The organism is Acinetobacter sp. JADD-222 (assembly GCF_049310645.1).
In genome coordinates, this window is sequence record NZ_JBMOWI010000003.1 from 112,483 (window position 1) to 138,126 (window position 25,644).

A 25,644-nucleotide genomic window follows, 5' to 3' on the forward strand; every position below is an offset into this window, starting at 1 on the left:
TTTATGTTGATTAGAAAGAATATTTTAAAGAAGCGTAATAAGCTCGACCTGGTTCATTATAAGTTTGGCTGATTGAATTACTGTCTCTTAAAATTTGTTTATCAAACAAGTTGCTCACACCAACACGCGTACTTATATTGTCTGAAAATTTATAACCGACATTTATTCCAGCGGTACTATAGCTTTTTACAGTACTTGGCTTAAGCGCAGAATTTGCTCCACCTGAACCAATACCAGATTCGATTCTACTTTCTGCAAACTGACGTGATTTTTGACGACCATATTGAGTAAATACAAAATTCACATCTAACTGATCTGTGATGTCATAATCAAAAATTGAGTTAATTGTATAGATTGGAACTAAAGATAATGGATTACCTGTTTGTTTATCTTTTGAATCCATCATATACGTAAAGTTGTTAGTCCAGCGGATATCACCGAAATCTAATCCTAAGCTTCCTTCAAAACCTTGAATTAATGCTTTAGGCGTATTTTCCCAACGTAAGATATTCCACTTAGTATTGGTCACAGCTCCTGTATTTGCATTTGTGCTTGAACCATCAACTGTTCCAACAACGTTTGTACCAGCCACAATTTTATCTTTATAGTCATTGCGGAACCAAGTTAAGCTTGCATTCACGATATCTTTTTGGAACTGGATACCAAGCTCTTTGTTTACCGAAGTTTCTGGTTTTAAATCACCATTACCTTGCAACAAGCAACGTGACTCAATATTGGCCGGACAACCATTACCATTTGTACTTAATAAATACCCTTCGGCATTTTGATACATATTCGGTGCTTTATAAGCTTTTGCTACCCCACCTTTTAAAGTGAAATAATCGTTAAGTCTTTGGGTAATATTTAAGCTTGGGCTCCAGTTAGAACCAGATTTACTATGGTCATCAAAACGAAGGCCTAACACGATATCTGTACTGTCTGTGAGTTTCAAGTTATCTTCGACATATGCAGAAGCAATACGTGACTCCATTTTACTGCGATCGCCTTTAGCCAATTGATCGCCATAGCCTGAACCACTACTGTCTTTCCCTTGATTTGTCGACACATTATCTTTAAATCTGTCTTCAACCCATTCGGTACCAAGTGTTAATACATGTGGTACATAATATTCAAAAGGAATATTGGCTTCACCATTAAATCGAAGAGTTTCTAAACGTGAAGTGGCTTTATCATCAAGGTTATTAATTTTTCCTTCTGTACTACCGCCCAGGCCTTCTGGAAGGCGTTTATTATGCGTTTTGTCATATTGAGCAACGAGTTTACTCTTACCCCAAGACCAATCACCCTCATGGGTTAATGCGTAGCTATCACGGTACATAGTATTGGTTTCTTTACCAATAAGTTCCGAAAGAATCGCATCAGCTTCCGCATTTGCATTTAACTGAGAGTCACCAGAATAAATATTACCTTGTTTGCTAGAAGAGACATCAAGCAAAACAGTTTGCTGGTCTGTTGCCTGCCAAGCTAAACGGCCTGAAATATCTTTATTTTTAACGCCTTCACGCCCCGCTGCGGTACTACCAATTGATTTATTAATATCAACATCGTCAGCTTCTGTTTTATTGTAATTACCATATAAACGATAAGACAAAACATCTTTAATCAGTGGCCCACTTACGTTAAAACCAACACGATTTGATGCACCTTCTTTAGAGTCTTCAGGTTGCGATGTATAAAACTCTACTGAGCCATGGGTTTCATTAGTCACTTTTTTAGTAATGATGTTAACCACACCACCTGCCGCACCAGAACCATAACGAGCCGCTGCTGGACCACGTAAAACCTCAATCGATTCGATTGCTTCTGCTGGTACCCAGTTTGAGTCACCTCGTGTATCACGCTCTCCTTTCCAGCCATAACGGACTGAATTACGAGAATTAATTGGTTTTCCATCCACTAAAATAAGCGTGTTTTCGGGCCCCATTCCACGAATATCAATTTGTCTATTATTGCCACGCTGCCCTGTTGCACTGTTACCTGTTAAATTGACACCAGGCATACGGCGCACATAATCAGAAATATCATTACGAACTGGTAGTTTTTCTAAATCTTCTTGGGTGATTACTGATACACCGAGCGACTGCTTCACCTGCTCTTCAGCTGTTACAAAAATTGTTTCCAATTTCACAGGTTCAGCAGGCTTTTCTAATGCTTTTTCAGCTTGTTCTTGCTCATTTTGTGCAGCATAAGCCATAGACATCATACTTGCCAGTACTGAAACAGAAAGCACTGACTGGATAATACGCTTCGACATAAGTATTCCCAATATATTGATTTATTAAACATCTCTCATTTTCAGTTCCGCATTGTAACAAAGATAAATAAAATTACAAATGATATTGATAATAATTATCATTATTTATATTGAATAATAAAAAAACCTCATTGCGAGGCTTTTTTATTTCACTTTTCAAATAATTTAATTATTTGAAGTAAGCACCTTCTGCTTGCGTATGGTCAGTTTGGTCAACCACACGTTGAAGCTCAGGAATGTTCTCTCTTAAAGTAGTTTCTACACCTTGTTTCAAGGTAACATCAATTGCAGAACAACCTTGGCAACCACCACCAAATTTCAATACAGCAGTTAAACCGTGTTCTGGATCATCTTGTACTTCTACCAAGCTACAATTTCCGCCATGCCCTGCAAGACCTGGGTTAATTTCTGCCTGAAGAATGTAAGTAATACGTTCTTCAATCGAAGCATCTGGACCAACACGTGGAACTTTAGAGTTTGGAGCACGGAAAGTGAGCTGACCACCAAAACGGTCCTTGTTGTAATCAATTACGGCATCTAAAAGATAAGGAATAGATGGCGCATCAATATACGCAGGAAAATCAGGATAGTCCTGCTTATAATCCGTTGGGATCACTTCTTCTGGCGCACTATATGCCATACAGCATTCCGCACGTGGCGTACCCGGATGCTCAACAAAAATTCGAACGCCAATTCCCGGAGTATTTTGCTTCGTTAGTAAATCGTGCAAATACTCTTGTGCAGATGGTGTAATCAAAAGGTTTGGAATTTCTTCTGCAACAGCAGTGTTGGTGTTCTCAGTCGACATAACAATATTCCTCAAGCTGATGCCTTTATATTAACCGAAGATGAGGTGGATTTAAAAAAAATCAACTAAATTTGTCGGATTTATACACAACAGGGTTTCAACTTAAGTTTTTAATGGCATTATTGAGCTCAGTATTGATCATTTTTTAAATATTTCTTATGTTGCATTTGCCGTTTAACCATACAGTTACTCTTATTATTATTACGGTCATTATCTCTTTACTTGCTTTTAGCAATCAAAATGTAATGAACCGATTGATTTTTTGGCCGCCTGCAATGCAACGTGGACAAATTGATCGATTCATTACTCATGGCTTTATCCATGCCGACGGAACACATTTACTGTTCAACATGATTACCCTGTTTTTCTTTGGCAGTATTATTGAAAGTTTTTATCGCCAATATTTCTATGATATGGGTTTTGTGTTGTTTTACTTAGGTGGCTTAATCTTTGCGATTTTGCCAAGCTATTTACAACATAAAAATGATGCGAACTGGGCCAGTCTAGGCGCTTCTGGTGCTGTTTCAGCGGTTTTATTTGCTTATATCCTATTCCAACCGTGGAAACTTATCTTTGTATTTTTCATTCCTGTACCCGCTATTATTTTCGCTATTTTATATGTGGCGTACAGTATTTGGGCTGGTAAGCGAGGTAATAGTCATATCAACCATAGCGCTCATTTGTGGGGTGCAGCTTACGGGATCATCGTAACCATTTTACTTGAACCTAAAGTTATTCCACATTTCTTAGACCAGCTTACCCGTCTTCCTTTCTAAACGATATAAATCAAAGAAAAGCCCGTTATGGGCTTTTCTTTTTTTCTGATTTATTTATCTGCATAAATTCTCAGTCTTTTTTCTGATTTTCTTTGATCAATTCGTTGTTTTGTTTGCAAAAACCATCTGATTAAACTCATGCCAATTCTTTTAATAATTCAGATGATACAATGAAGTACAGAGCAATTTTATCTAGCCTTTCTATTGCCTTATTTAGCTTATCTTTGGCTGGATGTAATGACAACGATAATCAAGAAAATGTCGTAAGTACGCCTAAGCAACCCAATATCTTATTTATTATGGCTGATGACTTAGGCTATTCAGATTTAGGGGCTTTTGGTGGCGAAATTCACACCCCTAATATTGATAGTCTGGCTCAAGAAGGTCGCCTTTTAACGGATTATCATACTGCCCCGACCTGTTCGCCAACACGCTCTCAACTTATTTCCGGTACTGATCATCATTTAGCTGGTATTGGGGCAATGGCGGAACTCACCCCAGAGCATTTGAAGGGACAACCAGGTTATGAAGGCTATTTAAACGAACGTTCTTTATCGATTGCCCAAGTACTTAAAGACAATGGTTACCGCACGTATATTAGTGGTAAATGGCATTTAGGCTTAACCCCTGAAAGCAATGCACATGCTAAGGGTTTTGATCATTCATTTACCTTATTACAAGGTTTAGACCATCATTTTAAACAAGCTCCAAGTGCCTTTAAACGAAATTCAACTTATACAGAAGATGGGCAAATTATTCCAACTTCGGCATTGCCTGATGACTTTTTCTCTACCAACTATTTTACCGACAAATTACTGAGCTACTTAGATTCAGGCAAAAATAGTGGCAAACCGTTCTTTGCTTATGCTGCTTATACGGCGCCTCACTGGCCAATTCAAGCCCCAGCTGAATATCGTGAAAAATATCGCGGAGTTTATGATGTAGGTTACGATGCAATTCGTAATGCCCGCATTTCTAGACAAAAACAGCTTGGAATTATTCCTGCAAACTTTGATGCAGCAGAACCAATTGCGACTCAAAATGCTCCACAAAAATATGGGAAATGGGATGAGTTAACAGCCGAACAAAAGGCACTAGAAGCTCGTAAGATGGAAATCTATGCGGGTATGGTAGAAAATCTTGATGCCAATGTCGGCCGCATTATTCAATATCTCAAACAAAATAATCTTTATGACAATACTTTAATTTTCTTTGTTTCAGACAATGGCGCAGAAGGTTTTGTACGTGGCGGATATGGCAGTGAATCTGGTTTTGATAACTCAGTAGCCAATGTTGGTACACCTACTTCATATCACTATATTGGGCCACGTTGGGCCGAAGTCAGTGCGGCACCTTTCCACTTATGGAAAGATACGGCGGGCGAAGGCGCAACGACTGCCCCTGCTATTGTGAAATTACCAAATCAGAAAAAAGCGGAAGAGACAAATCATAGCTTTGCATCTGTACTCGATGTTTTCCCTACCTTACTAGAATATGCTCATATTCCAGTACCACAAGGTCAATACAATGGCCGGGCCATTAATACGCCATCTGGAATTTCATGGAAACCTTTGCTTGAAAACAAAACCGATACTATTCGCCCTGCAAATTTTAGCTTTGCCGATGAGCTGCATGGCAGCAAATATGCAAAACAAGGTGAATGGAAAATCGCACTTCAAGGGCGGCCTGAATTAGGCACAGGGACTTGGGAGCTATACAACATTAAATTAGATCGCGGTGAAAGACAAAACGTTGCTCAGCTTTATCCTGCAAAAGTTCAAGAACTCTTATCGGTCTATCAAAAATATACTGAAAAAAATGGTGTGCAGGAATATAACGCCAAATGAAATTGAAGCCATTTTTAGTTACCACAATCAGCCTGTCTATTATGACAGGCTGTAGCGAATCTTCAAAATTTTCTGAATCTAGGTCTTCGACGCAACAGCAAACATCTTTAGCTGATTTAGGATCTATTGAAAAGTGTCAAAACTATACTGGTCTGCCTCAGGGTTGGCTCAAACAGCCTACAGCAGGAATGGTTTTAATTGCCGATGGAGATTTTAACTTTGGTTCTGAAAAGGCCTATCCCGATGAACTTAATTTTGGAAAAAAGCAGCGCGAAGTCAAAGGATTTTGGATTGACCAAACTGAAGTTACGGTCGCTCAGTTTGCAAGTTTTGTAAAAGCAACTGGCTATATTACCGATGCCGAAAAACAAAAACAGGCTGCTGTTTTCTCACCAGACCCTCATCACCCACAGCAATGGTGGCAGCTAAAATCAGGGTATACATGGAAGACGCCAAACGGCGGTACTGGAGCTATAGCAAATCCTAATGAGCCTGTAAGGTATGTAAGTAAAAATGATGCTGAACATTATGCAGTGTGGCTAGGACGTGATTTACCAACAGAACTAGAATGGGAATATGCAGCTAAAGCCAATTCAAAAACTGATACCCCTTTACATCAGGCCCCTACTGATGAACATCAACATCCGCAAGCTAATTACTGGCAAGGCGAATTCCCTTTTCAAAACCTAAATCAAGATCACTTTAAAGGTGTTGCACCCGTTGGATGTTTTACGGCAAATAATTTCAAACTATTTGATATGATTGGAAATGTATGGGAATGGACATCATCTCCCTATCAAGGTGCTCATGACCAGCATATGGGAAATTATTCTGATTTACGTCAACAACAAATCACCAGCACTCAATATGTAATTAAAGGTGGATCTTTTCTTTGTGCACAAAATTATTGTTCACGTTATCGTAGCAGTAGCCGTTATCCACAAGATTTTGATTTAGCTGCAACACATGTTGGATTTCGGACTATTTTACGGTCTCCTTAATTTCTACTTAATTCGACTTATTAAAGATATTTTTTAACCAAAATTAGATCGAAAAATAATCAAAATGTTTTTATAGTACAAGTGAGAATGATAAAAAAGTGAGAACAAGATGAAAACTTTACTTCTTTGTGCCGCAGCAATTTTCACAATGTCACTATCAGCCTGTGCGGTCCATACACCTGAAGGTAGTATTGTGATTGACCCTGATTCACCATATTACGGACATCCAGGAGGCTTTTGCCCACCAGGACAAGCTAAAAAAGGACGTTGTTAGAAATACCCTCTTTTAAAGTAATTTTGAAGTTACTCTAAAGAAATAGGCTTCAATCAAGTGATGAATTGAATACTAAATGGAGGGTTCCAGCCCAAAAATAGATGGGATGAAACTAGAAAATTATGGTGTAAAAAAATCACCATATCCCCAAGATTTTTAAAAGACAATCTTACGTTGTCTTCTATCTAGTTTCACCCCAATTCTTTCTTATTCCGTTTGACTTTTCTTACCGCTTAAGAAAAAAGTCTAGTTTTTAATCATTTCTGTATCTCTATTATTGATACATTTTGAACAATTTACCTTCAGGTTAATACTGATGTATTTGCTTAATACAAAATAAACATTTATGTAACGTAAGTCTATAAAAATGTTCTAAAAATGTGAAAAAAATTAAGGCCAAAATGAGATGAATTTATCATAATAACTTTCTCTTTCACGTTTCATCACATAAATAATCAATATTATTTTGTCAGTTATTGCCACTCGTTTCCTTTCATTGGCATAGATAATGTATACACATGTATATTAACCCAGTCGTATAAACGAGATATTTTATGTCCAGCACAAGTCAAGTCGAAGGTCTACAATTTCCGGTACACGCCTCAACAAAAAAACAAAGTACATCTCTTACAGGCCAAGAGATTTTGTCAGAGGCCTTATCTATTGTAGATAATAAAACCGCACAACAAGTGTTGAATGAAAAAAACTGGCGAAAAAACTATCCTTTATATTTTAAAGCTCTTGTTAAACAAGGGATTTCTAATATCAACAAGCCAATTACTATTGCGAAGCAAGGATTGCATAAAGCTCACCATATTTTTGATTATTATCGTGATGGTAAACACTACCTTTTAAAAGATGCAGTTCATATTGCTTCATCAACTCCTCTCTATACAGTAAAACTTAAAGGTGAAAGTGACGCAGCACCAGAGTGGTATGTTCCCTATAAAGGACAAAAGCTGAGTGGACAAAGCTTATTAGACCAGATTCAACGCTGGGAAGAGGCTGGTATTATTGAGCCAAGTCATGCAAAAGCACTTCGTGAAGCTATTGCTCATCCTGAATGGTTCGATTTGTCTGACCGTACGATGGTGCTGTTTGGTGCAGCCTCAGAAGCAGGACCACTGCCTTGGTTAGCCAAATGGAAAGCAAATATTGTTGCTGTAGATTTACCAAACTCACGAGTCTGGGGCAAAATCTTAAATACGATTCAACAAGGGAATGCAACACTCATTGCACCATGTGTTGAAGCCGTTGATTCGTCAGCAAAAGCTTCTGAGTTAAAAGATAAGCTGGGTGCAAATTTACTGACTCAATTACCAGAAATAGCACAGTGGCTGGTGCAGTTTCCACAAAAGTTAGATTTGGCAGCAATCGCCTATTTAGATGGTGAAAAGCATGTCCGCGTTTCCATGGCAATGGATAGCATTATGCAATTTGTGAGCGAGCATAAATCTGATACAAGCCTTATGTTTATGTGTACTCCAACCGATGTTTATGCAGTACCAAAAGAAGTTGCAGAGGCTGCTCAAGAGAAATTTAAATCCCGCAGAAAAATGCAAAAATTGGCAGTAAAAGGCGTTTCTGCTCTTTCGCTCAATCGTTTTTTTCAAGCGCCATACCAAGACTTGGTTACATGTGAAAATGGAAAAACTTATGGTATTGCCGACTGCTTAGTGGTTGAACAAGGTCCAAACTATGCTTTGGCAAAGCGTATTCAACAATGGCGTGCTATTTTGGCCCGCCATCAAGGACAACGTGTCAGCATTAATATTGCACCATCGACAACAACTCATTCAGTGACTAAAAATCCATTATTGAAAGCAGCTTTTAATGGCGCAGAACTTTTCGATGTAGAAGCATTTAGTCCTGAAACCACCAATGCCATTATGGCGGCGCTCTGGATTCATGACTTAAGAAATGAGTCTTCTGTGGCGAATCCTGAAACTGTCTTAGACCATCCGCTTGAACTTGTGATGGAAGGTGCCAATCATGGTGGATTATGGCGTGTCGCTTATTTAGCACGAACTGCCCTACCTTTTGCCGCAATTTATGGTTTTGCTACCGAAAAACTCCCTTTTAGAAAATCATCTAAAAAATAATTTGATTAAAGCCCAATCCTAGAATTGGGCTTTTTTCTAATGTGTTCTTATTTAAATTGAAAGTGCGATAGATATTTTTGCATTTCATCAGGTGGCACCATGCCACCCCCGGTAGCCCATATTACATGATTTGCCTGTTGCAACTGCTCAGCTGTAAACTGGTGTAAAGCCACATAATCAGGACTCGTCTGTACATAATATGGCCCCATCATGCCTGCTACTGCAGAAGGCTCAAGCTGAATATTCTCAGTTTGATTTAAAAGCGCAATGAGCTCATATAAACGTTCATCGTGAATGGTGTAATAGCCATCAATTAACTGTTGCATAGCACGCCCGACAAAACCTGAAGCACGCCCTACCGCAAGTCCGTCTGCCGCAGTAACGTTATCAATGCCAATGTCATTAACTGAAATCTGATCATGCAAACCTGTGTGGACACCAAGTAACATGCACGGCGAATGTGTGGGTTCTGCAAAGATACAATGTACATGCTCACCAAAAGCCAGTTTTAGTCCAAAACTCACCCCACCTGGGCCACCACCGACGCCACACGGCAAATACACAAATAATGGGTGTTCAGCATCGACTTTAATTTGGTTTTGCTCAAATTGCTGTTTTAGGCGTATTCCTGCAACGGCATAACCTAAAAATAATGTTGTTGAGTTTTCATCATCAATGAAAAAGCAGTGTGGATCTTGCTCTGCGGCTTTACGTCCCTCTTCAACAGCTACTCCGTAATCACTCGCATATTCCACAACGTTGACGCCGAGTGAACGTAGTTTGTCTTTTTTCCACTGTCTAGCATCAGCCGACATATGAACAGTGACTCTAAAGCCGAGTTTGGCGCTCATAATACCAATAGAAAGCCCAAGGTTGCCTGTAGAACCTACTGCAATTTGATACTTAGAAAAGAATGCTCTAAATGAATCTTGATCTAATTTACTATAATCATCTTCTGGTTTGAGTAACCCTGCCTGCATGGCAAGTTTTTCAGCATGTGTGAGCACTTCATAAATGCCACCACGCGCTTTGATAGAGCCTGAAATTGGTAGATGACTATCCTTTTTCAGCCAGAATGTTCCGTTAAGCTGTACTTGTTTTGCTGAAGAAAGTGCTTGTTGCATATGAGCAATTTCAACAATATCTGATTCAATTTTTCCATGTTGTGTTTGAGTTTCAGGAAATACTTTTGCCAAATAAGGTGCGAAACGCGCTAGTCTTGCTTCTGCTTCACTTACATCCTTAGCGGTTAGTCCAACTTTTTCTAAAGCTTCTTTTAAAGGATATCGATGAGGTGTAAACCAAAATGTTTCTTGATAGGCTTGGAGTGTTTCAATAAGTGGAAATTGTTGTTTTAGCTGATGTATTTGAACCGCATTCATAATATATCCTGATATAAAATTTTAAGCCCAGCGTATAAAGCTGTTTGATGACCTATAACAACTTATTAATTTATAGATGAATGTACATGAAAAATAGTCTCAACTTTAAAAACTAAACAAATAAAAAAGCCACTGTGAACAGTGGCTTTAATTTTTTAAATACTTTTATACAAACTGTAAGAATAACCAGTACAAACCACCTGACAAGCAGATTGTTGCAGGAAGAGTAAATACCCATGCAGAGAGTATTGTCTTCACAGTATTAAAGTTTAAACCTGATTTATTCGCGACCATCGTACCCGCAACAGCACTGTTTAAAACGTGTGTTGTTGAAACTGGCATACCTAAACCATCAGCAGCTGCAATTGTACTCATTGCAACAAGCTCAGCAGACATCCCTTGACCATAAGTCATGTGATGCTTACCAATACGCTCACCTACAGTCACAACGATACGTTTCCAACCCACCATTGTGCCTAGACCAAGTGCTAAAGCAACAGCCACTTTTACCCAAGTCGGAATGTATTGTAAGAATGAATCTAAGCTACTACGGTATTCTTTCACAAGCTTTTTCTGTGAGTCATCCATTTTTGGTAAAGCATCTGCTTTATCCAAACGCTTAAATGTCGTGGTGCTTAAATACATGTCATTACGAATTTCGCTAATTGCAGCTTCAGGAATATCTTTTAAGTTGCTATAGCTAGAAACTCGCTCACCCAAGTGATCAGTCATACTTGCCAATGCAGGCACGACTTCTGGAGTTTGCTGTTTAGTTTGAATATATTTAGTCAGAATAACACGTGCTTTTTCATCGGTTAATTCTGGCTGATTTTGATTCAAAAATACGGCAGTTTGAGAAGAAAGCTGATGGAATGATTGAACTTGCTGAGTATCAAGATTTTTATTTAATGAATAAGCCAACGGCACCAGACCAACCAAAATCAGCATGATGAGTCCCATACCCTTTTGACCGTCATTCGAACCATGTGCAAAACTCACACCTGTACAGGTAAAGATCAAGATTGCACGAATGATTGCTGGTGGTGGTTTATTCCCTTCAGGTGGCTGGAATAATTCTAATTGGCGTTTAAAAATAGTTTTAACCAACAAGAATACAATCGCTGCAAAAGCGAAACCAATTAAAGGTGAAAATAATAATGCCTTACCGACTTTAATCACCTGATCCATATCAACACCACTGGTCGTTACGCCAGTCGATGCACTCAATAGATGGTTCATAATGCCCACACCCAAGATTGAACCAATCAAGGTATGAGAGCTAGAAGCAGGAATACCCAAGAACCAAGTACCTAAGTTCCAGAGAATTGCAGCAATAAGCAATGCAAAAACCATTGCGAAACCTGCACCACTACCCATATTCATGATCAATTCAACAGGCAACAATGCAATAATGCCGTAAGCGACTGCGCCGCTTGCAACCATTACCCCAAGAAAATTACAAAAACCAGCCCACATGACTGCAACCGGTGCTGGTAAAGCATTGGTGTAAATTACTGTTGCCACTGCATTTGCAGTATCGTGGAAGCCATTTACAAACTCAAAGCCTAAAGCAATCAAGAGTGCAGTTGATAAAAGAATAACTGAATAAAGACTCAAAGGTGGTACATGCGCTAAATCAGCACTCACCTGAAATCCAATATAAATAAGTGTTGCAACAATAATCGTCAGAAACACCGGCATAAAAAATTTAGGTGTCGGGACATGTACATTCGTCGATTTGACTTGCAGGTTTGCCGCAAGTTTTGAATCCGAAACAGGGGGTAGATTAGAATTCATGCAGACGGTAAGAGGATAAAAAAATCCTCTGTATTCTTAAATTAAATTATGACAATTATATGACAAAGCGGCGCCTGATGAAGTCAATTTTTCACATTTTGACCTCATTTGATGCACCTTTCCTCTATGATTTTTATTTTTTTATTTAAATACAATAATTTACATAAGTCCCCACCCATCTATTTTATGACTATTTTTGAAGCAAAAATATCTAAAAAATTACCTAAACGTCTACTTTTTAAACACAACAACTGTCATAAAACCGAATATTGGAGATGAAATATTTCAATATCATGATCATTTTATGAATATTTGATGAAAAAACAGTCTTCATTTGTCATAAAAGCCGATTTTTAATGAATCTATTACAGTGAATGATGGGTCGTTATAGGTCATCAATTGCGCAACTATTCTGTTACAATAGCGCCGCATTTTTAAATTCATATAAAAGATCGGGGTTTTCTATGTCTACGCTTGCCACCCTAAAAGCGCTTCTTGCTAAACGCATTCTGATTATTGATGGTGCAATGGGAACTATGATCCAACGCCATAAATTGGAAGAAGCAGACTACCGTGGTGAGCGTTTTGCCGATTGGGCACATGACTTAAAAGGTAACAATGACCTTTTGGTTCTGACCCAGCCTCAAATCATTCAAGGTATTCATGAAGCTTATCTTGATGCTGGTGCAGACATTATTGAAACCAACAGCTTTAACGGCACGCGTGTTTCTATGTCTGATTACCACATGGAAGATCTTGTTCCAGAGATTAACCGTGAAGCAGCACGTTTAGCCAAAGCAGCTTGTGAAAAGTATTCGACTCCAGATAAACCGCGTTTTGTAGCAGGTGTGCTTGGACCAACATCGCGTACTTGTTCCATTTCACCGAATGTAAATGACCCTGCCTTTCGTAACATTACTTTTGATGAGTTAAAAGAAAACTATATTGAAGCGACGCATGCGCTGATCGAAGGCGGTGCAGATATCATTTTGATTGAAACCGTATTTGATACATTAAATTGTAAAGCTGCGATTTTTGCGGTTAAAGAAGTCTTTAAACAAATTGGTCGCGAATTACCAATCATGATTTCAGGGACCATTACCGATGCATCGGGTCGTACCTTAACAGGTCAAACTGCGGAAGCGTTCTGGAACTCTGTACGTCATGGCGACTTGCTATCGATTGGTTTTAACTGTGCGCTTGGTGCAGATGCCATGCGTCCTCACGTAAAAACTATTTCCGATGTCGCAGATACGTTTGTTTCAGCGCACCCAAATGCGGGCTTACCAAACGCTTTTGGTGAATATGACGAAACGCCAGAACAAACGGCAGCATTCTTAAAAGAATTTGCAGAAAGCGGCTTAATTAATATTACTGGTGGTTGCTGTGGTACAACACCTGACCATATCCGCGCGATTGCCAATGCGGTAAAAGATATTGCGCCTCGTCAAGTTCCTGAAACTGTACCTGCGTGTCGTTTGAGTGGTTTAGAACCATTTAATATTTATGATGACTCACTTTTCGTGAACGTGGGTGAACGTACTAACGTTACAGGTTCAAAAAAATTCTTACGCTTAATTCGTGAAGAAAACTTTGCTGAAGCTTTAGAAGTTGCACAGCAACAAGTTGAAGCTGGCGCACAGATTATCGACATTAACATGGATGAAGGGATGCTCGATTCGCAAAATGCGATGGTGCATTTCTTAAACCTTGTAGCTTCTGAGCCAGATATTTCACGTGTACCAATCATGATTGACTCATCAAAATGGGAAATCATTGAAGCTGGCTTAAAATGCGTACAAGGTAAACCCGTTGTTAACTCGATTTCTTTAAAAGAAGGTTATGACGAGTTTGTAGAAAAAGCTCGCCTGTGCCGTCAATATGGTGCTGCGATTATTGTCATGGCATTTGATGAAAAAGGTCAGGCCGACACTGCTGAACGTAAACGTGAAATCTGTAAACGTTCTTATGATGTTTTGGTTAATGATGTCGGCTTCCCTGCTGAAGATATTATTTTTGACCCAAACGTATTTGCAGTAGCAACAGGTATTGAAGAACACAACAATTATGGCGTCGATTTCATTGAGGCCACAGGTTGGATTAAACAAAACTTACCGCACGCTATGATTTCTGGTGGCGTATCGAACGTTTCATTCTCGTTCCGCGGTAACGAGCCTGTTCGTGAAGCCATTCACTCTGTGTTCTTGTACCATGCCATCAAGCAAGGCATGACCATGGGTATTGTGAATGCCGGCCAAATGGCAATTTATGATGATATTCCAGCCGAGTTAAAAGAAGCGGTTGAAGATGTCATCTTAAACCAAAACCAAGGTGAGTCTGGTCAGGCCGCAACCGAGAAACTACTTGAAGTAGCTGAAAAATACCGCGGACAAGGCGGCGCTACAAAAGAAGCTGAGAACCTTGAATGGCGTAATGAATCTGTAGAAAAACGTCTTGAATATGCGTTAGTTAAAGGTATTACCACTTACATTGATGAAGATACCGAAGAAGCTCGCCTCAAAGCTAAACGTCCTTTAGATGTAATCGAAGGCGCTTTGATGGACGGTATGAACGTGGTTGGTGACTTGTTCGGTTCGGGCAAAATGTTCTTACCACAAGTTGTGAAATCTGCACGTGTTATGAAGCAAGCTGTGGCTTGGCTCAACCCGTACATTGAAGCTGAAAAAACAGGTAGCCAATCTAAAGGTAAAGTCCTGATGGCAACTGTTAAAGGCGACGTACACGATATTGGTAAAAATATCGTAGGCGTAGTACTCGGCTGTAATGGTTATGACATTGTTGATCTTGGCGTAATGGTACCTTGCGAGAAAATCTTGCAAACTGCAATTGATGAAAAATGTGACATCATCGGTTTGTCAGGTCTGATCACACCGTCTTTAGATGAGATGGTATTTGTTGCAAAAGAAATGCAACGTAAAGGTTTTAACATTCCTTTATTGATTGGTGGTGCAACAACTTCAAAAGCACATACAGCAGTAAAAATTGACCCTCAGTACCAAAACGATGCGGTGATTTATGTTGCAGATGCTTCACGTGCTGTGGGTGTCGCAACAACATTACTTTCGAAAGAAATGCGTGGGAACTTTATTGCAGAGCACCGTGCTGAATATGCCAAGATCCGTGAGCGCTTAGCCAACAAACAGCCAAAAGCTGCAAAATTGACTTATACCGAGTCAGTTGAAAACGGTTTTAAAATTGACGAAAGTTATGTACCACCAAAACCAAACCTTTTGGGAACACAAGTTTTAACGAACTACCCGCTTGCTACACTCGTCGAGTATTTTGACTGGACACCATTCTTCATTTCTTGGAGCTTGGCAGGTAAATTCCCGAAAATTTTAGAAGATGAAGTGGTTGGGGAAGCTGCAACAGATTTGTACAACCAAGCTCAAGCAATGTTGAAAGATATTATCGACAACAACCGTTTTGATGCCCGTGCTGTATTTGGTATGTTCCCTGCACAGCGCACTAACGCTGACACAGTGAGCGTATTTGATGAAGCTGGTCAAAATGTTACGCATACTTTTGAGCACTTACGTCAACAATCTGACAAAGTGACAGGTAAACAGAACTTGTCTTTGGCAGATTACATTCGTAATGACCGTGAGCAACAAGACTACTTAGGCGGATTCACTGTATCGATTTTTGGTGCAGAAGAACTGGCAAATGAATACAAAGCTAAAGGTGATGACTACTCTGCAATTTTAGTTCAGTCATTGGCAGACCGTTTTGCTGAAGCTTTTGCCGAACACTTACATGAACGCATTCGTAAAGAGTTCTGGGGCTATAAAGCGGATGAACAGCTTAGCAATGAAGAACTGATTAAAGAGAAATATGTCGGTATTCGCCCTGCACCGGGTTACCCTGCTTGCCCAGAGCACTCTGAAAAAGCGGTGTTGTTCGACTGGTTAGGATCTACCGACAAAATCGGTACTAAACTGACTGAACACTTTGCAATGATGCCACCATCTTCGGTGAGTGGTTTCTATTATTCTCATCCACAAAGTGAATACTTTAACGTGGGTAAAATCTCACAAGACCAACTTGAAGATTATGCAAAACGTAAAGGCTGGACACTAGATGAAGCGAAACGTTGGTTAGCGCCGAATTTAGATGATTCGATTGTTTAAAATCAAAATAAATCCATTCATTCCCGCTTGTTCTGGAATGAATGGATTTATTTAACTTAATTGAACTCTTACTTTATGTTTATCTCATATCGACATGAAGTATGCGACTAACCCTGCTAGGTTTTTTAAAAATTAAAACTTTCTGAGGTATAATTTCAATATAATTATTTTTTATATTCTTGGTAGATACAAATCTACCAACATTCTCAGAATTTCCATCTGGAGCCGTATAAAAAAATTTAATATAAGACTGGTTTGTATTTAATAATCGTTTAAACCGTTTGGCGGCATCTATAGTATGTATATAAAATAGTCCATCTTTATCTTCTACTTCCCAATAATCATTCAATAACAAGCTTCCATAACTTGCAGCCTCCGAATGATTTAATACAATATCCGCAGACCACACACATCTTGTAATTTCAACATACTCTGAACAACCTCTAAAATTAAAATTAAGTTTAGAAAATAATCCAAGATTATATAGGAGTGATAATGATTTTTTATAAAAAATCATTCCTTGATGACGTTTATTTTTATTAAAAAATACAACACCTTCTGGAGTTTTGGTGACAGCACTAAATACATAAATTGCATCTGGCTTAGTATATGGAGAATATAAGCATGATGCCAATAAAAAACTTAATAATAAAATACATAAATTTTTAATTAAACTCAATAGACCGCCCTCATTTAATATAATTATAAAAATAAAATTTTATACCATAAAAAATTTTATTTTAATAATAGAATATATATAAAACAATCCTACATACTCCACTCAACCCTATAAATATTTAATATTTTGAAAATTCTATTTATATTTAACAAACAAATATACATTAAATAAAAATAAAATTCACCTCAACCCTGTTAAAATTAAAATTTTAAATATTCTTAGCTACCTATTATATTTTATTATTGAATTTAAACAAAAAATCCCCCAACTTTTAATATTAGGAGATTTTAAATAATCTATTTTGGATTCCATCCTAAACAGAAATTAATCTACTTCAAATGTGACTTAATCTTCTCTTTAACTGCTTCAGTTGAAATACCATACCGATCATGCAAAGTGGGCAATGCCCCTGCATCTAAAAATGCATCTGGCAAACCAATCATGTCAAAACGATGATGTTGCCCATTTTTTAAAAGTAGTGAGCCAACTGCTTCGCCTAACCCACCAATGACTGAGTGATTTTCGGCAGTTAAAACAGGTCGCCCACCTTTAGCGACTTCGGCCAAAATAGTTTGTTCATCTAAAGGCTTAATCGTAGGCACATGCAGCACTGAGACCTCAATGCCCTCTTTTTCAAGCTCTTCGGCTGCCTCAAGCGCACGCATAGTCAATAGACCAGTGGAAATAATGAGTAAATCTTTACCGGGGTTAATCACCTGTGCCTTACCCAATTTAAACTGGTAGTTGTATTTATCGAGCACTAACGGAACCTGACCACGCAATAAACGCATATATACAGGCCCATTATGCGCGGCAATCTGAGGAATCGCCTGTTCGATTTCTAAGGCATCACATGGATCGATGACCATCAAGTTCGGCATAGCACGGAAAATTGCAATATCATCTGTTGCCTGATGACTTGGGCCATAACCCGTGGTTAACCCTGGAAGTGCTGCCACAATTTTGACATTCAGGTTATCTTCTGCAATTGCCATACAAATAAAGTCATAGGCGCGGCGTGATGCAAACACGGCATAGGTCGTCGCAAAAGGAATAAATCCTTCACGAGCAAGTCCTGCTGCTGCGCTCATCAAAAGTTGTTCTGCCATGCCCATTTGGAAAAACTTGTCTGGGTTTTCTTTGGCAAAAATATGTAGGTCTGTATATTTTGATAAATCTGCTGACAAACCTACGATATCGTCACGCTCTTTTGCCAAGGCATTCAGTGCATGTCCAAATGGTGCTGGTTTGGTTGGTTGACCCTCCGCAGCAATAGAAGCAATCATTGCCGAAGTGGTTAGTTTTTTCTTAGGGGGATTGGCTAACTGGCTCATGGTGTATTCCTTACTGTCCGTAGTGGGTCAAAATATTTAAAGCATCGTCCCATTCATGTTCATCAACACGAATGAAATGTGTTTTTTCGCGGCTTTCCAAGAACGACACGCCTTTACCCATTTTTGTGTCACAAATAATGACTCTTGGGCATGCTCCCTCATGGTTTCGTGCCTGATCGAATGCCGTAAGTAAAGCTTCCACGTCATTACCATCTACGCGTTGGGTGTACCAACCAAATGACTGCCAACGATCAACAATTGGCTCAAACGCTAAAATTTCGCTGGAGTGCCCATCTGCCTGCTGATTATTCACATCAATAATCGCAATCAAGTTATCTAGTTTCCAATGCGAAGCAGACATCACTGCCTCCCATGTTGAGCCTTCATTTAGCTCTCCATCGGACAGTAAGTTATAAACAAAAGCATCCGACTTTTTCTGTTTTAGCCCTAAACAAGCACCGACTGCAATTCCAAGACCATGCCCCAATGAACCACCTGTAATTTCCATACCCGGTGTGTAAGAAGCCATGCCCGACATTGGTAACCGACTGTCATCTGCTCCATAAGTTTCAAGTTCTTCAAGCGGAATAATTTTTGCTTCAATTAAGGCTGCATAAAGTGCAATTGCATAATGCCCAATAGAAAGATAAAAACGGTCACGGCCTTCCCATTCAGGGTTTTTAGGCTGATATTTCATGGCATGGAAATAAGATACTGCCAGTAGATCTGCTGCACCTAAAGCTTGTCCAACATAGCCTTGACCTTGTACTTGCCCCATACGTAAAGCATGTTGGCGAATGTGGTAGGCACGTTGTTGCAACTCGGCAATTTGGCCTGCTTTATCAACATTTAACATTGTCATTTACTATTCCTTATTAACGATTGACCAGTTTTGCCGGAACACGCAGAACCAGACTGGCACCGAAAATTAATACTGCTGTGATTAAGAACATGCCGATTGCATTTGAACCTGTGTTGGTAGTGACCCAACCGATTAAATAAGGTGAGCAAAATCCTGCAAGATTGGCGAAGCTATTCACTGCTGCAATACCTGCCGCTGCGGAAACACCACCCAAAAAGTTGGTCGGTAACATCCAGAATAAAGAGGATGCCGTCAGCACACCTGAGGCTGCGATGCAAAGGCAAATTAAAGAGAGTGTTAGATTTGAAGCGAATAAAGTCGCAAATGTGAGTGCTATAGCGCCTGCACACATCGGAATAATTAAGTGCCAGCGGCGTTCTTGGAAATGGTCACCGCTACGCCCTGCCAAAATCATGACCACAATGGCACACATATAAGGCAGACTGGTGAGCAAACCGATATGCCAGTTATCACTAATGCCCGAATTACGAATAAGAGTTGGTAGCCAAAATGTAATGGCGTATTGCCCCATCACGACACAAAAGTAAATACCTGCCAGTAGCCATAAGCGTTTATCTGCGATGAACTCTTTAACGCTAGCATGACCTTCTTTGTGCTGGTTATCCTGAGCAAGCTCTTGCTTCACCAAGTTCTTTTCATCTTGGGTTAACCAGTTGGCGTCTTGAACTGAATCTTTTAAAACAGCAAGTACAAGCAGGCCAACAAGTACAGTAGGAATGGCTTCAATTACAAACATCCACTGCCATCCAAACCAGCCATGTACGCCGCTCATTCGGTCCATGATTAAGCCTGAAAGTGGTCCACCAATCATTCCTGAAATTGGAATCGCGATAAACCAAAGTACGGTCATGCGTGCACGGCGGTAAGATGGAAACCAATAAGTGAGGTAGAGCAACAAACCCGGAGCTAGTCCAGCTTCAGCAACACCAAGCAAAAAACGTAAGGTGTAAAATTGCCATTCGGTTTGAACAAAAGCAAAACAACCTGACAAAATGCCCCATGTAATCATGATTCGGGCAATCCAACGTCTCGCACCTACCTTGTGAAGTACGATGTTACTTGGTACTTCACAAAGAAAATAACCAATAAAGAAAATCCCTGCGCCTAGACCATATACAGCTTCACTAAACTGTAAATCGCTCATCATTTGGAGCTTGGCAAAACCCACGTTTACTCGATCTAAATAGGCACAAAAATAACAAAGCATTAAAAATGGCATGAGCCGAAATGCAATTTTTCGATACGCCGATTTACGAATCGTTGTATCTACTTCAGATGAAAATACTGTATCCATCATGCGAATCCCTTTACATTTGGCCACAGTATCCTCTTGTGACCATCATTCTATTTTTAGTTTTGAAATAGTGAGCGATTAATGAATCAGCATGCCACCATTTACATCGAGTGTGACACCAGTTAAGTAAGCTGACAGATCACTTGCCAAAAATAATGCTGCATTTGCAACATCTTGTGCTTTACCTAAGCGGCCGAGAGGAATACCTGCCAAAATGTCATGACGACGGTCATCATTCATTAAACCGCCAGTAATATCAGTCTGAATTAGACCTGGAGTAAGAGAATTTACACGAATCTGGTCACCACCAAACTCACGAGCCATCGCTTTTGCCAGACCTAACACGCCTGCTTTGGCAGCGCTATAGTGTGGCCCGCCAAAAATACCACCGCCGCGTTGTGCTGAAACTGAAGATAGGCACACAATGCTTCCACCGCCATTTGCCTTCATAGATGGAATAACCGCTTGCGACATAATCAATGTTCCGCGGAGGCTGACATCTAAAATACGGTCATAGTCATTACGTTGAATATCAAGGGTTTTAACTGGCTGAGTAATACCAGCATTGTTAATTAAAATATCAATCTTGCCATAGTGCTGTAGTGCTTGTTCAACAGCTACTTTGACCTGTTCTTCGTTCGCAACGTTTGCAGCAAGGCCTAAATGTCCTTCACCAAGCGCTTTTGCAGCGTTTTGGCTTTGAGCAAGATCTAAATCAACAATAATGACTTTGGCACCCTGTTGTGCAAAGATTTCTGCGGTTGCTCGCCCAATTCCACGTTCTGATGCTGCACCGGTAATTAATGCCACTTTTCCTTGTAGTAACATATTCAATCCTCTTTTACGCTTTATTTCCTGAGTTCTGACTTAGAATCTCTTTTTTCACAAAGCCCAGCAATCATCTCGAATTCAACAAGACATGAAAAAAATTCATGCCTATGCTATTTTCAAATAAGTTTTAGGGATAAAAACGGATCATTTCATGGATAGCAGTGAAAACAATTTCAACCAGATGCCCTCAATTAAAACATTACAGGCTTTTGAACAAACTGCCCGTTTCGGCAATGTTGCCAAGGCAGCCGAGCATTTGAATCTCACCCCTTCAGCAGTAAGTCATCAAATTGCTAAGCTTGAAGAAATGATTGGGCAGAGTTTATTTATTCGTGGTGCTCGTGGTGTGACGCTTACCCCTTCTGGCGAACGCTATTTTCAAGATGTCACCACCATTTTGCATAACCTGATGTTAGCAACTGAAAAAGCTGCTGATAAAAGCCCGAAAGACAGTCTATATATTCACTCATCTCCAAGTTTTGGTTTGCTTTGGTTGCTCCCTCGCCTCGAATCATTTAAAGAAAAATTTCCAATGATTCAGGTCAACTTGTCATGTTCTTATGAAAATTTACACTTTACCCGCGACAAGATCGACATTGATATTCGTCACGGTTTGCCCAACTGGACAGGGGTAGAAATCAGAACGATTCGTAATGAAAAACTAGAAGTACTTGCATCTCCTAAGCTACTTGAACGTAGTCCAGTAAATAAACCTCAAGATTTATTAAAGAAAGAACTGATTTTATCGCGTTCAACTTTAGTTACTTGGCCCCAATGGTTTGCCCATCAGGGTTTAAGCATTCCTGAGTTTCCCTACACTTTGAGTTTTGACCGCTCTTATATGTCACTTGAAGCAGCTACACATGGACTAGGTTTTGTTTTAGAGAGTAATTTGCTTACTCAAAATTATTTGGAATCTGGAAAATTAGTTAGAGTTTTTGCAGATGAGCTATCGATTCCTATCTCTGCTCATCATTTGGTATATCCACGAACCCACCAATTTATTCCTAAAATTGAGCTGTTTTTAAACTGGATTCATGATGAGTTAGCGGATTGAGAAGTCATTTCTTAAATGATTTGAATTTGCTCAATTCTTAAGTGATGCATCATCTCTCGAACAAATACAAAGTAGGTAAAAATATAAAGCTGATCTGGAGCCACTTGGTTTATGTAATAGCTCAAACGTTCAATAAAATCATTAAACCCATGTTCAAGCTCAATGCGACTGATTTGTTTTTTAGCACTGAAAAATAACTCACTGAGTTGTGTCATGACTGCATCAGATGTAACAGCTACACCACTTATATTTAGATTTCTGAGGGGTTTTGACTCGATGATTTCTTCAATGAAATAAATCATCTTTTCGATAGCAAGTCCATCAATTACACCATGACTAATACTTCTTGAATCAACAAAACCCAAGCCCTGTTCGAGTTGGATGCGTTGGTTGTCTATGTCAAATGACAAGCCATTAAGACCAAGTGAAAATTTTAAAACCGAGTCGGGATGATTCATAAAAATAGCTTATCGTCGAATTTTGCTCATAAGATTAGCTTCTTTATAAGCGTAAATTGAACCAGTTTTTCCAATATTTAACATTAACTAATCGATTATTATTAACACTACATATAATAAAAACCTCTTTAAAAAGATGAAAAATCAATCTTATATTCATCCAGCCTTACTATTAAAAAATAGAGTATAAACATGAAAAAATTAGTAATTTTAGGTGTTACGATTTATAGCGTTGCACAACTTGCAAATGCAGCAACGATAAATGTAAAGCCATATGGCACAACTCAAGATGGTCAAAAAGTTGATCTATACACCATGAGCAATAACAAAGGAGTCTCAGTTTCTTTTATTAGCTTCGGTGGTGTAATTACACAAATTTTGACTCCCGATGCCCAAGGTAAACAAAATAATATCGTTTTAGGTTTTGATGATCTAAAAGGCTATGAAGTCACTGATACTAAGGAAGGTATTCATTTTGGCGGATTAATTGGTCGTTATGCGAACCGGATTGGTAATGGTAAATTTAGCTTAGATGGAAAAACGTATAACCTTGAAAAAAATAATGGGCCGAATTCATTACATAGCGGTAATCCCGGTTTTGATAAACGTGTTTGGCAAGTTAAGCCCCTCGTTTCTAAAGGTGAAACCGTTAAAGCTTCTCTTAATTTGACCAGTCCAAATGGAGATCAAGGTTTTCCCGGAAAATTAGATGTAGAAGTGATCTACAGTCTTTCAGATCAAAATGAATTCAAGATTGAATATAAAGCCAAAACTGATCAGCCTACAGTCGTCAACCTTACCAACCACAGTTATTTCAACTTATCAGGCGCTGGGAACAATCCTTATGGCGTACTAGATCATGTGGTACAACTTAATGCAGACCGTATATTGGTAACCGATCAAAACTCTTTACCAACAGGTGAAATTGCTTCAGTTGCAGGTACACCTTTTGATTTTCGAACGCCTAAAGCAATCGTAAAAGATATCCGAGCAAATAATCAGCAATTGGCCTATGGATATGGCTATGACCAAACTTGGGTAATTAATCAAAAGTCTCAAGGGAAACTCAATCTTGCAGCTAGTGTGGTTGATCCAAAATCTAAACGGACCATGCAAGTCTTAACGACTGAACCAAGTGTCCAAATGTATACAGCCAATCATTTATTAGGAAATGTTGTTGGCGCAAATGGCGTACTCTACCGACAAGCAGACGCACTAGCATTAGAAACACAGCATTTTCCAGATAGCCCAAATCAACCATCCTTCCCTTCTACACGTTTAAATCCAAATCAAACTTATAACAGTGTTACCGTATTTAAGTTTGGTGTTCAAAAATAGTCTTTTTAATGAGGTTATGTTCATATTAAAAAGACTCTCAGCTGAATATGGCTGAGAGTCTTTTCATTTATTTAACTTTTGTGTCGGGTAAAAATGCGGTTGCAAAACCAAGTAATGGCAACAATGAACATAAACCAAATACCCATTCAATGCCGTTAATATCCGCTAAATGCCCTAAGCCAGCTGCGGCAATACCACTGACACCAAACATCAGACCGAACATTAAACCTGCAATCATGCCTACACGGCCCGGAACAGCTTCTTGTGCGTAAACCACCATTGCTGCAAAAGCAGACGACAACACCAAACCTGCAATAATTGAGAAAACTGTTGTCCAGAATAAGTTTGCATACGGCATCATTAATGCAAACGGTGCCATACCAATAAATGAAACCCAGATCACAGCTTTACGGCCAATTTTGTCTCCTATTGGGCCGCCTGCAAATGTACCTAAAGCAACGGTTGCCAAAAAGGCAAACAAATGCAACTGAGCTGTTTGAATACTGATATGGAACTTTTGAATTAAGTAAAAAGTAAAGTAGTTACTAATGCTGGCAATGTAGGTAAATTTGGCAAACATCAATACACTAATTGTGCTCAAAGCAATAATCAGCTTACGACCATGCAATTTAGTATGTGCTTGAGTTGCACGTGCAGCTACCTGATTTTTAGCATGGCTCACAGTCCAACGGCTTACCCCAAATAAAACCCAAATCGCTAAAAGTGCAAATATCACTAAGCCCGCAACTGCATGCTGTCCAAACGGGACAATTAGTAAAGCTGCCAACAATGGACCAATGGCTGTACCGGTGTTTCCGCCCACCTGAAAAGTCGACTGCGCTGTACCGAAGCACCCGCCCGATGCCATTCGTGCCACACGTGAAGCTTCTGGATGAAAGGTTGCAGACCCTACCCCAATCAACGCAGATGCACATAACAACACAGCAAAACTTGGTGAAAATGCTAACAAGATAATGCCGCAGAATGTGACAACCATTCCGAGTGGTAGAAGATATGGTTTTGGATGTTTATCGGTATAAAGTCCAATCCAAGGCTGTAGCAGTGAACCTGTAATCTGGTATACAAACGAGATTAGGCCAACCTCCGCAAAACTCAGCGAAAAGTTTGCTTTTAGCATTGGATAGATGGCTGGTAGCACCGCCTGAATTAAATCATTCAGTAAATGTGCGACTGCCACGGCGCCTACAATTTTAATAATCATTCCTTGAGGCTGATCATTTGCAACGGTATTGGCAATACCATCTTTCAATTGTATTGAAGACGTCATACCTGAAAAACTCCAATATTTTTAAATGAGATGCTTATTGTAAATTGTCGCTTATAAAGTTATCTTCCA

19 protein-coding genes are annotated in these 25,644 nt (G+C 39.3%); 8 read left to right on the forward strand and 11 right to left on the reverse strand.

What is annotated here, in order from left to right; translation table 11 throughout:
* Positions 1–10: 10 nt before the first annotated feature.
* Both ACO6UW_RS04320 and nfuA read right to left on the reverse strand, forming a co-directional pair.
* On the reverse strand, positions 11–2,275 hold the full coding sequence (locus tag ACO6UW_RS04320) for a TonB-dependent siderophore receptor (protein ID WP_057062135.1): 2,265 nt from the start codon (positions 2,273–2,275) through the stop codon (positions 11–13).
* A gap of 169 nt (positions 2,276–2,444) precedes the next feature.
* A complete protein-coding gene (nfuA, locus tag ACO6UW_RS04325) occupies positions 2,445–3,083 on the reverse strand; it encodes a Fe-S biogenesis protein NfuA (RefSeq protein WP_002117617.1) in 639 nt (212 codons plus the stop codon).
* Positions 3,084–3,241: 158 nt separating this feature from the next.
* Between nfuA and ACO6UW_RS04330 the strand changes: the two genes are divergently transcribed.
* From ACO6UW_RS04330 to ACO6UW_RS04350, 5 genes are all read left to right on the forward strand, one after another.
* Positions 3,242–3,859 (forward strand): rhomboid family intramembrane serine protease, encoded by a 618-nt coding sequence (locus ACO6UW_RS04330; RefSeq protein ID WP_002117778.1) that lies wholly within the window; start codon positions 3,242–3,244, stop codon positions 3,857–3,859.
* Positions 3,860–4,029: 170 nt separating this feature from the next.
* The gene (locus ACO6UW_RS04335; RefSeq protein WP_057077305.1) at positions 4,030–5,706 is read left to right on the forward strand and encodes an arylsulfatase; all 1,677 of its coding nucleotides are present in this window, start codon (positions 4,030–4,032) and stop codon (positions 5,704–5,706) included.
* A complete protein-coding gene (locus tag ACO6UW_RS04340; RefSeq protein WP_057062133.1) occupies positions 5,703–6,707 on the forward strand; it encodes a formylglycine-generating enzyme family protein in 1,005 nt (334 codons plus the stop codon). Before ACO6UW_RS04335 ends, ACO6UW_RS04340 begins: the two co-directional genes overlap by 4 nt.
* A 109-nt stretch (positions 6,708–6,816) precedes the next feature.
* Positions 6,817–6,981: a hypothetical protein gene (locus ACO6UW_RS04345; protein WP_000854552.1), complete on the forward strand. Its 165-nt coding sequence runs from the start codon at positions 6,817–6,819 to the stop codon at positions 6,979–6,981.
* A gap of 554 nt (positions 6,982–7,535) precedes the next feature.
* Complete coding sequence (locus ACO6UW_RS04350; RefSeq protein ID WP_057062132.1) at positions 7,536–9,083, forward strand: hypothetical protein; 1,548 nt, start codon at positions 7,536–7,538, stop codon at positions 9,081–9,083.
* A gap of 47 nt (positions 9,084–9,130) precedes the next feature.
* Here ACO6UW_RS04350 and ACO6UW_RS04355 read toward each other — a convergent pair whose 3' ends face one another.
* Positions 9,131–10,465, reverse strand: coding sequence for a D-serine ammonia-lyase (locus tag ACO6UW_RS04355; protein WP_057062131.1), 1,335 nt, complete (start codon positions 10,463–10,465; stop codon positions 9,131–9,133).
* 165 nt (positions 10,466–10,630) lie between these two features.
* Positions 10,631–12,262 (reverse strand): inorganic phosphate transporter, encoded by a 1,632-nt coding sequence (locus tag ACO6UW_RS04360; protein WP_005070664.1) that lies wholly within the window; start codon positions 12,260–12,262, stop codon positions 10,631–10,633.
* A gap of 464 nt (positions 12,263–12,726) precedes the next feature.
* Between ACO6UW_RS04360 and metH the strand changes: the two genes are divergently transcribed.
* Positions 12,727–16,413: a methionine synthase gene (metH, locus tag ACO6UW_RS04365; protein ID WP_057062130.1), complete on the forward strand. Its 3,687-nt coding sequence runs from the start codon at positions 12,727–12,729 to the stop codon at positions 16,411–16,413.
* 79 nt (positions 16,414–16,492) lie between these two features.
* Here the strand turns inward: metH and ACO6UW_RS04370 are convergent, their stop codons facing one another.
* The 5 genes from ACO6UW_RS04370 to ACO6UW_RS04390 all read right to left on the reverse strand — a co-directional run bounded on the left by ACO6UW_RS04370 (position 16,493) and on the right by ACO6UW_RS04390 (position 21,431).
* A complete protein-coding gene (locus ACO6UW_RS04370) occupies positions 16,493–17,092 on the reverse strand; it encodes a hypothetical protein (RefSeq protein ID WP_057062129.1) in 600 nt (199 codons plus the stop codon).
* A gap of 329 nt (positions 17,093–17,421) precedes the next feature.
* Positions 17,422–18,426 carry a transketolase family protein gene (locus ACO6UW_RS04375; protein ID WP_057062655.1) on the reverse strand — a complete coding sequence of 335 codons (1,005 nt, stop codon included), beginning with the start codon at positions 18,424–18,426 and terminating at the stop codon, positions 17,422–17,424.
* Between the two features lie 10 nt (positions 18,427–18,436).
* Positions 18,437–19,282, reverse strand: a complete 846-nt coding sequence (locus ACO6UW_RS04380) for a transketolase (protein ID WP_081037659.1) — start codon at positions 19,280–19,282, stop codon at positions 18,437–18,439.
* A 19-nt stretch (positions 19,283–19,301) separates the two neighbouring features.
* On the reverse strand, positions 19,302–20,603 hold the full coding sequence (locus ACO6UW_RS04385; RefSeq protein WP_031962927.1) for an MFS transporter: 1,302 nt from the start codon (positions 20,601–20,603) through the stop codon (positions 19,302–19,304).
* Positions 20,604–20,681: 78 nt separating this feature from the next.
* Positions 20,682–21,431: an SDR family NAD(P)-dependent oxidoreductase gene (locus ACO6UW_RS04390; RefSeq protein ID WP_000926501.1), complete on the reverse strand. Its 750-nt coding sequence runs from the start codon at positions 21,429–21,431 to the stop codon at positions 20,682–20,684.
* Between the two features lie 184 nt (positions 21,432–21,615).
* Between ACO6UW_RS04390 and ACO6UW_RS04395 the strand changes: the two genes are divergently transcribed.
* Positions 21,616–22,491, forward strand: a complete 876-nt coding sequence (locus ACO6UW_RS04395) for a LysR substrate-binding domain-containing protein (RefSeq protein ID WP_081037658.1) — start codon at positions 21,616–21,618, stop codon at positions 22,489–22,491.
* Between the two features lie 11 nt (positions 22,492–22,502).
* On the opposite strand, the gene ACO6UW_RS04400 is transcribed toward ACO6UW_RS04395, so the two are convergent.
* A complete protein-coding gene (locus ACO6UW_RS04400; RefSeq protein WP_057062653.1) occupies positions 22,503–22,949 on the reverse strand; it encodes a hypothetical protein in 447 nt (148 codons plus the stop codon).
* 192 nt (positions 22,950–23,141) lie between these two features.
* Here ACO6UW_RS04400 and ACO6UW_RS04405 point away from each other — a divergent pair, with 192 nt between their 5' ends.
* Entirely contained in the window at positions 23,142–24,287 is a 1,146-nt protein-coding gene (locus ACO6UW_RS04405) for an aldose epimerase family protein (RefSeq protein WP_057062652.1), read from the forward strand.
* Positions 24,288–24,354: 67 nt separating this feature from the next.
* Here the strand turns inward: ACO6UW_RS04405 and ACO6UW_RS04410 are convergent, their stop codons facing one another.
* Positions 24,355–25,575, reverse strand: a complete 1,221-nt coding sequence (locus tag ACO6UW_RS04410; RefSeq protein WP_348891805.1) for an MFS transporter — start codon at positions 25,573–25,575, stop codon at positions 24,355–24,357.
* Positions 25,576–25,644 lie beyond the last annotated feature (69 nt).

Coding starts and splice junctions, on each gene's coding strand:
- ACO6UW_RS04385 (WP_031962927.1), bottom strand. CDS start 20,603: ATGGATACAGTATTTTCATCTGAAGTAGATACAACGATTCGTAAATCG.
- ACO6UW_RS04350 (WP_057062132.1), top strand. CDS start 7,536: ATGTCCAGCACAAGTCAAGTCGAAGGTCTACAATTTCCGGTACACGCC.
- ACO6UW_RS04390 (WP_000926501.1), bottom strand. CDS start 21,431: ATGTTACTACAAGGAAAAGTGGCATTAATTACCGGTGCAGCATCAGAA.
- ACO6UW_RS04395 (WP_081037658.1), top strand. CDS start 21,616: ATGCCCTCAATTAAAACATTACAGGCTTTTGAACAAACTGCCCGTTTC.
- ACO6UW_RS04340 (WP_057062133.1), top strand. CDS start 5,703: ATGAAATTGAAGCCATTTTTAGTTACCACAATCAGCCTGTCTATTATG.
- ACO6UW_RS04330 (WP_002117778.1), top strand. CDS start 3,242: ATGTTGCATTTGCCGTTTAACCATACAGTTACTCTTATTATTATTACG.
- ACO6UW_RS04375 (WP_057062655.1), bottom strand. CDS start 18,426: ATGAGCCAGTTAGCCAATCCCCCTAAGAAAAAACTAACCACTTCGGCA.
- ACO6UW_RS04400 (WP_057062653.1), bottom strand. CDS start 22,949: ATGAATCATCCCGACTCGGTTTTAAAATTTTCACTTGGTCTTAATGGC.
- metH (WP_057062130.1), top strand. CDS start 12,727: ATGTCTACGCTTGCCACCCTAAAAGCGCTTCTTGCTAAACGCATTCTG.
- ACO6UW_RS04405 (WP_057062652.1), top strand. CDS start 23,142: ATGAAAAAATTAGTAATTTTAGGTGTTACGATTTATAGCGTTGCACAA.
- ACO6UW_RS04320 (WP_057062135.1), bottom strand. CDS start 2,275: ATGTCGAAGCGTATTATCCAGTCAGTGCTTTCTGTTTCAGTACTGGCA.
- ACO6UW_RS04360 (WP_005070664.1), bottom strand. CDS start 12,262: ATGAATTCTAATCTACCCCCTGTTTCGGATTCAAAACTTGCGGCAAAC.
- ACO6UW_RS04410 (WP_348891805.1), bottom strand. CDS start 25,575: ATGACGTCTTCAATACAATTGAAAGATGGTATTGCCAATACCGTTGCA.
- ACO6UW_RS04345 (WP_000854552.1), top strand. CDS start 6,817: ATGAAAACTTTACTTCTTTGTGCCGCAGCAATTTTCACAATGTCACTA.
- ACO6UW_RS04380 (WP_081037659.1), bottom strand. CDS start 19,282: ATGTTAAATGTTGATAAAGCAGGCCAAATTGCCGAGTTGCAACAACGT.
- ACO6UW_RS04335 (WP_057077305.1), top strand. CDS start 4,030: ATGAAGTACAGAGCAATTTTATCTAGCCTTTCTATTGCCTTATTTAGC.
- nfuA (WP_002117617.1), bottom strand. CDS start 3,083: ATGTCGACTGAGAACACCAACACTGCTGTTGCAGAAGAAATTCCAAAC.
- ACO6UW_RS04355 (WP_057062131.1), bottom strand. CDS start 10,465: ATGAATGCGGTTCAAATACATCAGCTAAAACAACAATTTCCACTTATT.